We start from the raw sequence: 13,868 nt of genomic DNA, 5'->3' as shown, positions 1-13,868 counted from the left end.
CATGAAGCACAGGAGCAGGTCTTGACAGTTACAGCCACACACCGGGAACTCAACGTCGCACCCGGTTCGGTCGTCCGTGTCCGGGACGAGGACTGGCTCGTCACCAGCGTCGAGAAATCGGTGGACGGCACCCTCATAAGGGTCCAAGGCCTCAGCGAGCTCGTCAGGGACACTACAGCCGCCTTCTACTCAGCGCTGGACACCATTGAGATCGTGGACCCGGCTAAGTCCAAGGTCGTCGCGGACGACACCCCAAACTATCGCCGCGCGCGCCTCTTCCTGGAGACCACCCTCAGGAAAACGCCGACACCCCAGTCGGCGGAGTACCTGACTGTCTCCACGCGCATGCTGTCGCGGAACCTCAAGTACCAGCAGATCGCCGTCGCGAAGGCCTTAGATACCACGAATATCCGGCCGCGCATCCTCATCGCCGACGCAGTCGGCCTCGGTAAGACCCTCGAGATTGGCATGATCCTCAGTGAGCTGGTCAAACGAGGCCGCGGCGAACGTATCCTCATCGTCACCCCGCGGCACGTGCTGGAGCAGATGCAGCACGAGCTCTGGTGCCGCTTCGCCCTGCCGTTCGTCCGCCTCGACTCCGCCGGCATCCAGAAGATCCTGCAGAAGCTCCCGGCCACCCGGAACCCCTTCACCTACTACAAGCGCGCCATCATCTCCATGGATACGCTCAAGAGCCCCCGCTACCGGGCACAGCTCGGCAAGCTGCACTGGGACGCTGTGGTCATTGACGAGGCCCACAACGTCACCAACACCCAGGCCATGAACAACGAGCTCGCCCGGGTGCTTGCGCCGAATACCGAGGCCCTTATCCTGGCCTCTGCAACCCCGCACAACGGACGCAACGAGTCGTTCGCGGAAATCCTGCGGCTGCTGGACCCCACTGCCGTCCGCCCGGACGGCACCTTCGATCCCAAGCACGTGGAGAACCTCATCATCCGTAGGCACCGCCACAGCCCCGAGGTCGCCCAGGAAGTCGGAGCGGACTGGGCCGAGCGGGAAGAGCCGGACAACAGGCTCGTGTCCGCCTCCGCCGCGGAGAACGCCATTGCCGAGGAGCTCTCCGACGTCTGGCTCTACCCCGAAGGCAAACCGGCACCTTACTCGGGGCAGAACGGCGCGCTGTTCTCCTGGATCCTTGCCAAGGCCTTCCTCTCCAGCCCTGCCGCGCTGCTCGAAACGGTCACCGAGCGTCTCAGGAAGCTCGACGCCGATTCCCCCTCCGAAGCCAAGGAAACCGAGGCCCTCAAACGGCTCAGCAAGCTCGCCGAGGCCGCCAACACCGGCGACTCCGCAAAATACACTGAGCTCGTCAGCTATCTGAAGAAGATCGGCGTCGGCAAGGGCTCCCCGATGCGGGCGGTTGTCTTCGCCGAGCGGGTCGCCACGCTCAAGTGGCTGCAGGAGACGCTGCCCAAGGCGCTTGGCCTCAAGCCGGAAAACGTCGGCCTCCTGCACGGTGGACTCAGCGACGTCGAACAGCAAAGCATTGTGGACAAGTTCAAGCGCGGCAACAGCCCGCTGCGGGTCCTGGTCACCGGCGATGTCGCGTCTGAAGGTGTGAACCTGCACGCCGAATGCCACCACCTGATCCACTTCGACATCCCCTGGAGCCTCATCCGGATCGAACAGCGGAACGGCCGCATCGACCGGTTCGGCCAGCGCCAGAAACCGCAGATCACCACCCTGCTCCTGAACCCGCACAACACCCGTTTCTCGGGCGACATCAAGGTCCTGACGCGTCTGATGGAACGCGAGTACGAGGCACACACGGTCCTCAACGACGTCGCCTCCCTGATGGGGCAGTACAGCGTCAAGCAGGAGGAAGACGCCATCCGCGACGTCCTCCTCGGCAAGAAAGACTTCGACGACGTTGTCGGAGAACCCGACGTCGATCCGGACTCAGCCGACCTCTGGGACTTCCTCGACTTCGGGGCCTTGAAGGACGACGGAAAGATGGAGGCCATCCCAGTCGAGAAGCCCCTCGGACTCTATTCCACGGACCTGGACTTTCTTGACGAAGCACTCAACGAGGCCTTCGGTGATCCGCACAAGGTCCTCGGCTGGACCGTCCACACAGGCCACGGCCTCGCCGAACTAAACCCGCCCGCTGACCTCCAGCACCGCTTGGGCTACCTGCCGCAGGACTACCTGTCCGAGCGGCGAGTCACCGAGCGCCTCAAGCTCGCGACCACGGTCGAAGCCGGCAGCCGGGAACTGAACCGCGCCCGCGAATCCGATGACATGAGCTGGCCGGAGGCCCACTACCTCGGCCCGCTCCACCCCGTCCTAGACTGGGCCAGTGACCGGGCGCTGTCCTCGATGTCCCGCAGCGAAGTCCTCGTTGTCCGCGGCGACGTCGACGCCGCCCAGGTCCTGCTCATGGGAACGTTGATGAACCGCCGCGGGCAGGTGGTCTCCAAAGCGTTCATCGCGGTGGACTTCCCCGACCCGGCCAACCCGGCGTTCTGTCTCTCCGAACCCCTCGAGGATCTGGGTGAGCACCTGAGCGGCATCGGCGTCGATGCCAAAGCGACCAACCCCGGGCCGGTTACGGTGAACGGGCTGCAGGCCCTGCTGCCGCAGGCGGTGGAGAGCGCCCGGCAGACCATGCAGCTGACCTTTGAAGCTGCTGCCAGCTCCGCCAACCAGCGGCTGCAGGCCTGGAAGGACCGGGCCACGGGCTGGACCCAGCTGTCCTTCGATTTCGCGCAGCGGGCGGAAGTGAAAAAGCAGCGAGAGCGTGTCAGCGAGGAGCAGCGCATCGCGGAGTCGCTCGCCCCGGCCCAACGCCTGGTCCGCCCCCTCCTGATCGTCGTTCCCCGAGCAACCCCTGTCGCCGTCCCGGAAGGTGCTGACCAGTAATGCCGTCCTTTGATTCAATCGTTGTAGGCGAAGACTGGATAAGCGAACACTTCTTCACCACGGACTCCACCAAGGAATCCTTCCAGGCCGAGGTCGTCAAACACCGCAAAGGCTGGGACGAGGCTGCCAAAGACGGCCACTCAACTACCCTGACCCGCTTCGCCGAGGTCCGCGGACGCCTTCAGATCCTGCTCGCCGGGCTGTCGGAGGACCCTGCGGGTGCGTCTGAGGCCTACGCACTCCTGCGCGGCGCCCTCGGTTATAAGGGCACGACGGCGGCCGTCACCTTCGAGCGCAGCGGCACTGAAACGCTCGTGCCCGGCGTGTGGGCGACGGGGAACTCAGAGGTTCTGTTCGTCGAGGCCGCTCCGGCGGACGCCCTGGAGGACGTGCTGTCCACGGTGCTGCCGCTCGGGCGGGTTCTGGTGGACGGGAAAGAACCTACCCCGGCGCTGACAGTGGCTAAGACAGTGTCCGAGGCCTACCTCTCGGACGAAGCGCCAAAGTTTGTCGTCATCATGGCGGGCCGCTGGCTGGTGCTGACCGAGCAGGAACGCTGGGCCGAGGGCCGCTATCTGGCCGCGGACGCGCTCCTGGTCGCGGACCGAAACGACACTAAGAAAAACGCCGAGACGGACCGGTTCCTGGCGATCTTCGGCCGCGACTCCCTCATGCCGACGCCGGACGGCTCCATCTGGTGGGATGGTGTCCTCGAGGCCTCCGTCAAACATACTGTGGGCGTCTCCCAGGATCTGCGCGAAGGCATCCGACGCTCCATCGAAATCATTGCCAATGATGTCCTGGACCGCCGCCGTGAAGCAGGTCTGGGCGTCGAGGACGTGGACGGGCAGGTCCTGGCCCGCCAGTCCCTGCGGTTCCTCTACCGGATCCTCTTCCTGCTCTACGCGGAGGCCTCCCCGGAAATGGGCGTCCTTCCCGTCGGGGCTGGCGAATACAACGAGGGCTACGGCCTGGACCGACTGCGGGAACTGACCCTGGTCAATATCCAGTCCCCGGAGTCCCGTCGCGGCACCCACATCTACGATTCCCTCGCGCAGCTCTTTCACCTGGTGGACAACGGCCACGCTCCGGCAGGAGCCAACCCCTCCGAGGATGCCTCGGGCGAGAACGAAGGCCTGGTCTTCCAGCCGCTCAAGGCCGACCTCTTCCACGACGCCGCAACGTCCCTCATCAATGACACCAAGCTCAGCAACGGCGAGCTGCAGCGCGTCCTCCAGCACCTGTTGCTCAGCAAGGAGGCCAAGGGCAAGGACCGCGGTTTCATTTCCTACGCGGAACTGGGCATCAACCAGCTCGGGGCCGTCTATGAGGGCCTGATGTCCTACACGGGTTTCATCGCCGCGGAGCCCCTCCACGAGGTGGCCAAAGACGGGAATCCAGAAAAGGGTTCCTGGGTGGTCCCGGTTGACCGGTCCGAGTCCATTGACGCCGAGCACTTCGTGGTGGAAGAGGACGAACGGACAGGGGAGCGCCGCCCGGTGCTACACCCCGCAGGCTCGTTCGTCTTCCGGCTCGCCGGCCGCGAACGCCAACAGTCTGCCTCTTATTACACCCCTGAGGTGCTTACCAAGTTCGTCGTCTCCCAGGCGCTCGAAGAGCTGATGGACCAAAACGACCAGAAGACTGCAGCGGACGACATCCTTAACCTGACGGTCTGCGAGCCGGCCCTGGGATCCGGCGCGTTCGCGCTGGAAGCGGTTCGCCAGCTCGCCGACGAGTACCTGAAGCGCAAACAGGATGAGCTGGACGTCCGGATCCCCGCGGACGAATATCCGCAGGAACTCCAGAAGGTCAAGGCCCAGATCGCGCTGCACCAGGTCCACGGCGTGGACCTGAATTCGACGGCGGTGGAACTAGCCGAAGTCTCCCTCTGGCTCGACACCATGGTGAAGGACCTGCAGGCGCCCTGGTTCGGGCTTCGCCTGCGCCGCGGAAACTCGCTCATCGGCGCCCGCCGGGCCACGTACTCCCGGCAGTCAGTGAATGACAAGTCATGGCTGAAAAGCGCCCCGCAGGACACGCCCCTGCCCGGGCTCGTCGAGGCCATGACTGCGGAGACGGACGATCCCAACGTGGTGGGCCGTGTCCACCACTTCCTGCTCCCGGCCGAGGGCTGGGGCGCGGCCGCCGACGCCAAAGAAGTCAAGGACCTGGCAGGGGAGGCCCAGCAGGATCTCAAGGCCTGGCGCACCAAGATCAAGTCCAAGCCCAGCAAGACCCAGGTCGACCGGATGGTGAACCTTGGCCGCCGCGTGGAATCCCTGTGGAAGCTCACACTGCGCCGGCTCCAGGTCGCCGAATCGGAGGCCCGCCGGGACATCGACTACTTCGGCAAACACCCCGCGGTTGAAGCGCCCGGCGATGCAGGAACTCGGCCTGAAGCCGTCACCCGCGACCAGATCGAGGAAACCCTCAACGACCCGAACGGCGCCTACCAGCGCCTCCGCCGGGTCATGGATGCGTGGAACGCGCTGTGGTTCTGGCCTCTGACCGAGCGCGCGACCGGTGGGGCAACACCTCCGACATTGGACGAGTGGCTCGCAGCGCTGGAAATGCTTCTTGGCCTGCAGGGCAAGGAATCGAAGATGGCGGGACAGCAGACCTTCGGAGCCGCGTCGACCTGGGAAGAACTGAACGAGGCCGAACGGGCCGACCTTGAGTTTGCCCTAGTGTCCGACGTCGAGATCGCTAAGAAGCAAAATTCATGGCTGCAGGTGTGCGAGAACATTAGCGCAGATCAGGGGTTCTTCCACTGGGAGCTGGACTTCGCTTCGGTGTTTGGTCGCGGTGGCTTTGATCTTCAGGTGGGTAACCCGCCGTGGGTTCGGCCGGATTGGGACGAGAATGCCGTCTATGCGGAGTTTGATCCGTGGTGGCAGTTGAACGAGAAGCAGACGCAGGCCTCCAAATCCGCAAAACAAGCTGAAGCAAAGCTCGACTCAAAGCAGGTTGAGTTCATGTGCGAGCAGGCAACGAGCATCGTGGCTGTCCGTGAACTGCTGACTTCTGCGTCTTTTTACCCAATCGTTTCCGGACTCCGCCCCGACTTATACCGGTCGTTCATGGAAAGCACATGGCGTTCCACGTCGCCGTCAGGCATCGTGGCAATGGTGCACCCAGAATCGCATTTCACCGAGCAAAAGGCCGTTCACTTACGCGCCGAAACATATCGCCGTCTGCGCAGACACTGGCAGTTCGTCAACGAGTTATCACTTTTCGAGATCCACCACCGCGTGACCTACGGTGTACACGTTTATGGTGTCCCTCGACAGAGTCCGCTGTTCCGCATGGCCGCTTCGCTCTTTCACCCTGACACGGTGACTCGTTCTGAGGTCCATGACGGGTCCGGGGACGTACCGGGCATCAAAGACGAGGAGGGTAAATGGGACACGCGCCCTCACTCCGAGCGCATTATCTATGTGGATGAAACCGCGCTGGCAGTTTGGGCGGACATCCTGGACGAGCCGGGAACCCCCGCCGTCCAGGCCCGCATGGTGTACCCAGTCAATAGGGCAAGCTCGCGGGTACTGGAAAAGCTCAGCAGAGCGCCACGGGTGCGTGAGCTGGGGCTGCAATATTCATCCGGTTGGAACGAGACGACAGACCGGAAGAACGGTTACTTCGAAGTTGGATCTGATGTTCCCGGCTCCTGGGAAGACGTCATCCTGCAGGGCCCGCACTTTACCGTCGCAAACCCTTTTGCCAAGCAGCCCAACCCGACTATGAAGCACAATCTTGACTGGACGGAGCTGGACCTCGAGGCTCTCCCCGTAGACTTCATCCCGCGTACTAGCTATCAACGCGTCGGCGACAGGCCGCTCTATAACTCCAATTTCGGGTCATGGGTGTCAGCCGACGGACGGCCGATTCAGCAACGGAGCCAGTACCGCATGGTCTGGCGAAGAATGGCCGCCGTCACGGGGGCGCGAACACTGCACCCCTCGGTTATCCCGCCTGGCGCTGCGCACGTCGATAACGTCTACGCTGCTGGCATAGTTGTCGCGCACGATGCTCGAACGCTTGTGGCCGTAGCTGGCGTTTCGTCATCGTTGGTAGCTGACTTCCTCATGAAAGTCGTCGGTGCTTCCAAAATCTCCGGTGATGACATCGGTCGGCTCCCAATCCACATGAAGTCGCCTTTTGTCGACTGCATTGTGGAGAACTTCTTGAGGCTTATCTCGCTTACAGAGGTCTTCGCGTCATTGTGTGAAGAGGCGGGAAATGCAGCGGCCGCCGAGTCCGTTGTCCGCAAAGCAGCCGAGCGGCGCGCCGTTCAAGTGGAGCTGGATGTGCTGACGGCTCTGTCCCTGGAGGTCACAGTCGACGAACTGTGCACCATCTATCGAACTCAGTTCCCGGTTCTCCGAGGCTACGAACAGAACGACCTCTATGACGCTAACGGCCGCAAGGTTCCCGGCGACATGAACCGGCTCTATCGCAAGGTCGGCGAGAACCTAACCCTCGAAGAACGCACCTGGACACACCCGCAGAGCGGCGTTGAGTACGTCTTCGAGTTCCCGTTCCGGAGCTTCGACCGCGAGGAAGACATGCGGAAGGCCTACGCGCACTTCTCGAGCATGCTGGAGGGGAAGTCCTGATGTCGGAGCTTCTGCCCACTGCCCAGGCCGGGGACCTGCGTCGGGGGCTCTCCGACTATCTCGCCACCACGTTCGCGCTCACGGATGGGAACGCGCAGTCCGCCATCAAGGACTTCCTGGCGGATCCGGAGCAGGGGCTCTTCAAGGGCGCCTACGTCCGGCTGAGGCTTCCTTTTGAAACGGCGGAACCGGGCTGGCGCGACTGCCTGGACTGGTACGAGGGCTTCGAGCCGTACGGCCACCAGGCGAAGGCCTTTCAGCGGCTCAGCAGCAAAGGCACTGGTGGCGCGCGCCGTCGCCCGGAACCCACGTTGGTCACCACGGGCACCGGCTCCGGTAAGACGGAGGCGTTCCTCTACCCGATTCTGGATCACGTGCTGCGCGCCAAACGGGACGGCATCACCGGCATCAAGGCGCTCATCCTCTACCCGATGAACGCCCTCGCCAATGATCAGGCCAAGCGTCTGGCCGAGCTGCTGACCACCCATCCTGAGCTGTCCGGCGTCACTGCCGGTATCTACACCGGCCAAAAGGACACCAACCGCACCAGGGTGGCCCGGGACGGACTGATCAATGACCGCGACGTGTTCCATCAGGACCCGCCGGACATTCTGCTGACCAACTACAAAATGCTGGACATGCTGCTGCTCCGCCACACCGACGCACCGCTCTGGCAGAAGTCCGCGACCAGCCTGCAATACGTGGTCCTGGACGAATTCCACACCTACGACGGCGCCCAGGGCACCGACGTCGCAATGCTGCTGCGCCGGCTCGGACTGACGCTCAAGAGTTACTGGCCGGACGACCTGACGGACCATCCCCACGGGCTGAGCGGGGAAGACCGTGCCCGCCCGCTCGGCCGGGCAACGCCCGTCGCCACATCTGCAACGCTGGGCAGCAAAGGCGACCCGGACGCGATGCTCCGCTTCGCAGAGACTGTCTTTGGGGAGGTGTTCCCGGACGACTCCGTCGTCACCGAATCCCGGCTCACCCAGGAGGCCTGGACCGAACTCGGCAACGGAACCATTCAGAGTCGGGACCTGCACGCCGTCGCCGTCGATATCAAGTCCGCCAACAAGGCCGTAGCGGAGCTGCGCGAAGCCGGCGGCGGCCCTGAAACCGTGTTCGGGCCCGTCCTGGAGGCGCTCTTCGGCGAACGCCCCGCAGACCTTCTGGACGCGATGCGTACACATCCGCTGACCGCCGCCCTGCTGACGCATGCGAGTAACGCCGTCGCACTCTCGGACCTGACCAACGGCATTTTCCCGGCCTATTCACTGCCCTCAGGCGTGAGGCCGGACGCCGCGGAAGAGTTTGTCTCCCACGTCATCGCTCTGCTCAGCCACATCCGCGCCAGCCACGGCCGGGCCGCCGTGACCGTGGAGACGCACCTGTGGATCCGCGAGATGTCCCGCGTGGACGCCGCTGTCGACACCTCACCGCGCTTCCGCTGGTCCGACGACGGTGTGGACCAGTCCCATGACATGTTCCTGCCGGCGCTCTATTGCCGGCATTGCGGCCGCTCGGGCTGGGGCGCCGTCCTGGCCCCCACCGGCCTGGACCTGGAGCTGGACGACTCCAAGATCCGAGAAGCCCGCGTCACGAACAACCCGCGCTTCCGGACCCTCATCTCGGCCGCTGCCGAGGCGGACATCATCGAATTCCACCAGGACGGCTCGGAACAGGTGCAAGGCCTGCACTGGCTCCACACCGTCAACCGAGGCCTCTCCACCATGCCCCCGAAAGCGGACAGCGCCGACCTCGCCGAAGGGCGGATCATTCCCGTCCTAATGCTCACCGGCAAGGACGCGGACGACCAATCCAAGAGGGACGTATGCCCGTCCTGCCTGGCCAAGGACGGCATCGCCTTCATGGGCAGCGCCATCGCCACCATGCTCTCCGTGAGTATCTCCAACCTGTTCGGCGCCGAGGGCCTGAACGACGAGGAAAAGAAAGCCCTAGTCTTCACCGACAGCGTCCAGGACGCCGCGCACCGGGCCGGATACGTCCAGTCCCGCTCCCACACCATGACGCTCCGCACCGCCCTGCGGCGCGCCCTGGGCGAGCAGCCGGCCACGCTCTCGGAACTCGTGGACGCCGCGATTGCCCGCGCGGACACCCCGGGGGCGCGGTACCAGCTGATCGCACCCGAATTCGTGGACCGGCAAAGCTTCCGGCCGTTCTGGGACCCGAAGGCCTCCCCGGCAGAACGCGTCCGTGCCCGACGCTTCGCCAAACGCCGGCTGCAGTTCGACGCCCTCCTGGAGCTCGGCCTCCAGTCCCGGACCGGCCGGACACTGGAACTCACCGGTTCCCTGGCCGTCGAAACCGACGCCGGCAACGCCACCCGCATGCTCTCCGTGGCCCGGAAGGCCTATGACTCGGCTCTTCACCAGAACATGGTCGGAGAGACCGCGCCCACGCAGCAGCAGCTGCTGCAGTGGATCCGCGGCACTGTGGAAAGGGTCCGCCTTCAGGGTGGCGTCCATCATGAATGGCTCAAAGGCTACATCGGTACCGACGGCAAGCGCTGGCAGATCTGGGGTGGGCGGCCCAAGGGTGAGGGCATGCCCGCGTTCCCCTCGGGCCGGCCAGCCCCGGCCTTCCCCCGGATCGGATCCGCCACCGCAGCCACCGACAACCTGGACGGCGTCACGTCCTCCGCGTCCTGGTACGCACGCTGGACAGCCCGCTGCCTCGGCGTCGCCCCCGCCGATAGCGGCTACCTGGCCAAAGCACTCATCACCGCACTAGCAGAAGACGGAACCCTCGGCAGCTCGAAGACGAACTCCGGCGCCGATGTCTACTGGCTCGACCCGGAAAAAATCGTACTCTCCGTCCCGGACGCCGAGGATCTGGCCGCGGGACGGCACACCGTCCAGTGCAAGGTCTGCCAGGCCATTACCCCCGGGAGCCTGAGCGTCATCGACCAGCTGGCTGGGGGCCCGTGCACCCTGGTCCGCTGCAGCGGGACCCTGCAACGGCACGCCGCCGACGCCCGGAACTTCTACCGCGACCTCTACTCCTCACGCGAAAGCAAGCGCGTCGTGGCCCGGGAACACACCTCGCTGCTCGACGACGCCACGAGGATTCTCTACGAAACCCAGTTCAAGTCCGGCGCCGACAATCCGCAGGCTCCCAACGTCCTGGTCGCGACCCCCACGTTGGAAATGGGCATAGACATCGGGGACCTCTCCTGTGTCATGCTGGCCTCGCTGCCGACGTCTGTGGCTTCCTACTTGCAGCGGGTCGGCCGCGCCGGCCGCCTGACCGGCAACTCCCTCGTCCTCGCCTTTGTGCGAGGCCGCGGGGAGCACCTGCCTAAACTCCACGAACCGCTTTCCGTCATCAACGGGGAGGTCCGGCCACCGGCCACGTACCTGGATGCCGAAGAAATCCTGGGACGCCAGTACGTGGCCCACGTCGCTGACCGCTTCGCCCGGGCGGTGGGGCGGCCGCACCCGGTCGACGCCATCCAGGCCCTCGGGAGCGTCGCGCCAGGATCGTTTATCGGGCACCTGATCGAGGACGCCACTGCGAACGCCCCGGCGTACCTGACCGAGTTCCTGGACCAGTTCGGCGCACAGATTTCTGCAGACAGTGCCGTCCGCCTGACAGCGTGGGCCTCGCAGCACGGCGACGGCGAGCCCAGCGGTCTCGCCCGTCACCTAATCCGGGCGGCGGGGGAGTGGAAGGCCGACGTCGACGAACTGGACACCCGCCGCAAAGAGATCGGCAACGCCCTGCCCGAGCTGGAGTCGGCAGCCGCCCAGGCGGAACGGCTGGACGACAAAACGTCCGACGCGCATCAGGCCGTCCGGACCGCCAAGGCCACCCTCAAGATGATCAGGGACCAGCTCAAGCAGCTCCGCGGCCAGTACTGGATTTCGGTCCTGGAAGCCTACGGTGTGCTGCCCAACTACACCCTCCTGGACGACTCGGTCAGCCTGGATGTGGGGCTGTCCTGGAAGGACGCGGACACGCAGGAGTTCGTCACGGACACGGTCTCCTACAACCGCGGCGCCTCGGTGGCTCTGAGCGAATTCGCGCCCGGTGCCACGTTCTACGCGCAGGGCATGGAAATCCTGATCGATGCCGTGGACCTGGGCCCCCAGCAAAGTCACATCCAAAAATGGCAGGTCTGCCCGCAATGCGGCTGGATCAAGACCGACCTCGGCGCCGTTGCGGCCGTGCAGAACTGTCTGCGCTGCGGAACGGCGGCCATCGCGGACATGGGCCAGGTCCTCGACGTCGTGGTCATGAAGAAAGTCTCCGCCGAAGTCCGCCGGGACGAGGCCGCGATCAACGACCGCCGGGACAACCGCGTCCGGGAACGCTTCACGATCGTCGCCGCGGCGGACATCGACCAGCAGCACCTGCAGAAACGCTGGTTTGTGGAGAGCTACGACTTCGGCGCCGAATACTTCAACCGGGTCGACATCCGCTGGCTCAACACCGGACGCACCGCCTCCAACGGCGGGGTGCGCACCATCGCCGGCGACGACGTCCGGACGCCCATGTTCCGGCTGTGCTCCTACTGCGGCCAGCTGGACCAGTCCGCCAAGGAGAACCTGCCCACCGAGCACCGGTTCTGGTGCAAATACCGCAAGGCAGCCCAGGAAAGCGTCAAAGAAGTGGTGCTCGCCCGGGAACTCAGCACCCAGGGCGTCGTGCTGCACCTGCCCCTTGACGTGACCTACGGCGACGACTTCTCCGTTCCCAGCCTCCAGGCCGCCATGCTGCTGGGTCTCCAGAAAGTCCTGGGCGGGGCCCCGGACCACCTGGGAGTGCTGCGGATCAACGATCCGGCGCACGGCGGGAACCGGATTGCCCTGATGCTGCACGACAAGGTCCCAGGCGGCACCGGCTACCTTGCCGAGTTCGCCAACGCCGAACGGGTCTGGGAGCTGCTGCACGCCGCGTGGCAAACCGTACGGGACTGCAGCTGCCGCTTCGAGGAGCGGCTGGCGTGCCACCACTGCCTGCTTCCCTTCGCCGATCCGTGGACGGTGGACAAGGTGGCGCGTGCCAGTGCCGAACGCCTGCTCGGCCTGCTGTTGCGCTCCGGCGAGGCCGCCACGGACGGCGTCGTCTCGCCGTCGTTCTCCGACTGGACCGTCACCGAGGAGGCACCCGACGCCGAGACCTCGATTGAATCGCTGCTGGAAAAGCGGTTCCGGAAGGCCTGGATGGACCGGCTGAAGGCGGTGGGCGCACACACGAAAGTGACCCCCGGTGCGCTGGCGGACACCATCACCTTCCGAATCCCCGGGCAGCAGTTCCAATGGCAGCTCATCCCGCAGGTGGATGTCGCCGGCACCCGCCCCGATTTCCTGCTCAAGGGACCACCGGACCCGAACTTCCCCGTGCTGGCGATCTATACGGACGGCTTCACCTTCCACGCGTCCCCGGACCACAATAGAATCGTGGACGACGCTACCAAGCGCGACAAGCTCCGGCACAGCTCGGAGCTATCCGGGGCCGCAGTGCCGTGGGCCGTGACGTGGCAGGACGTTGAGACGTTCGAAGCCGGCCGCGACGCTCCGGTTGCGCTGCCTTCCTGGGCCAACGCCAAGCTAAACGCCCAGCTCATGGCCAACTATCCCGTGAATGCCGGGATCATGGACCTGCTAGGCCGGGACGCGATGACAATGCTCTGGGAATGGGTCAACCGGCCGGATCCCGAGGCCTGGGCGAACTTCTCGGAATTGGTGCCGCTTATGCTGATGGCGCAGCGACCCGAGCCTGGCGACGCTGACGCGATGTACGCGCACGCCGCGGCGCTGTCGCAAGGCGCGAAGCCCTCCTTGCCTGCGGGCACCGTCACGGCCTGGACGTACAGTTCGGGGAGCCTTGGGTTCGCGGCGGCCGGGTCGCCCAAGAGCCTGTCCACGATCGCCGTCGGGCTGTGCCTGGACGACCGGGCAGAAGCGGTCGGCTCTCCCGCGCACGAAGCATCCTGGCGCGAGTGGCTGCGGCTCTCTAACCTGCTGGCGTTCAAGCCGATCGGTCTGACGATCGGGTCGGTGATGTCCACAGTTAGCGCCGGTGGGGCGATTGAGGAAGAGACGGCGCGGCTGGAGATGTCAGATGGGCTCGGCCCCGCCTGGAACGAGCTGATGGAACAGGCCACCGAGTTCGAAAAGACCCTTCTGCTGGCTATTGCCAATGCGGACATCAGTGTCCTGCCCGAACTCGGCTTCGAAGTGGATGGCCTGCCGGTCTCGGTCGCCTGGCCGGAGTACCGGATCGCCGTCATGCTGGACGGCGACGACGGGCGGGCTGAACTTCAGGCCGCAGGCTGGACCACCGTGGGAACCGACGTTGACGATATTAGCGAATTACTGAAGACGAACGGGGCTTGAT

3 protein-coding genes are annotated in these 13,868 nt (G+C 64.9%); all 3 read left to right on the top strand.

Going from position 1 to position 13,868, the window contains the following annotated elements:
• Positions 1 to 21 precede the first annotated feature (21 nt).
• The 3 genes from AC1DBQ_RS00800 to AC1DBQ_RS00790 are packed head-to-tail and all read left to right on the top strand — an operon-like array spanning position 22 to position 13,867.
• Positions 22 to 2,883, top strand: a complete 2,862-nt coding sequence (locus tag AC1DBQ_RS00800; protein WP_476926673.1) for a helicase-related protein — start codon at positions 22 to 24, stop codon at positions 2,881 to 2,883.
• Positions 2,883 to 7,502, top strand: a complete 4,620-nt coding sequence (locus tag AC1DBQ_RS00795) for an Eco57I restriction-modification methylase domain-containing protein (protein WP_476926672.1) — start codon at positions 2,883 to 2,885, stop codon at positions 7,500 to 7,502. The genes AC1DBQ_RS00800 and AC1DBQ_RS00795 overlap by 1 nt, the downstream gene beginning before the upstream one ends.
• Positions 7,502 to 13,867 carry a DEAD/DEAH box helicase gene (locus AC1DBQ_RS00790; protein ID WP_476926671.1) on the top strand — a complete coding sequence of 2,122 codons (6,366 nt, stop codon included), beginning with the start codon at positions 7,502 to 7,504 and terminating at the stop codon, positions 13,865 to 13,867. Before AC1DBQ_RS00795 ends, AC1DBQ_RS00790 begins: the two co-directional genes overlap by 1 nt.
• Position 13,868 lies beyond the last annotated feature (1 nt).

Source organism: Arthrobacter sp. 10T413_2 (assembly GCF_056394205.1).
Note: the sequence above shows the minus strand (reverse complement) of the source record. Positions and strands in the feature narration are given on the sequence as shown.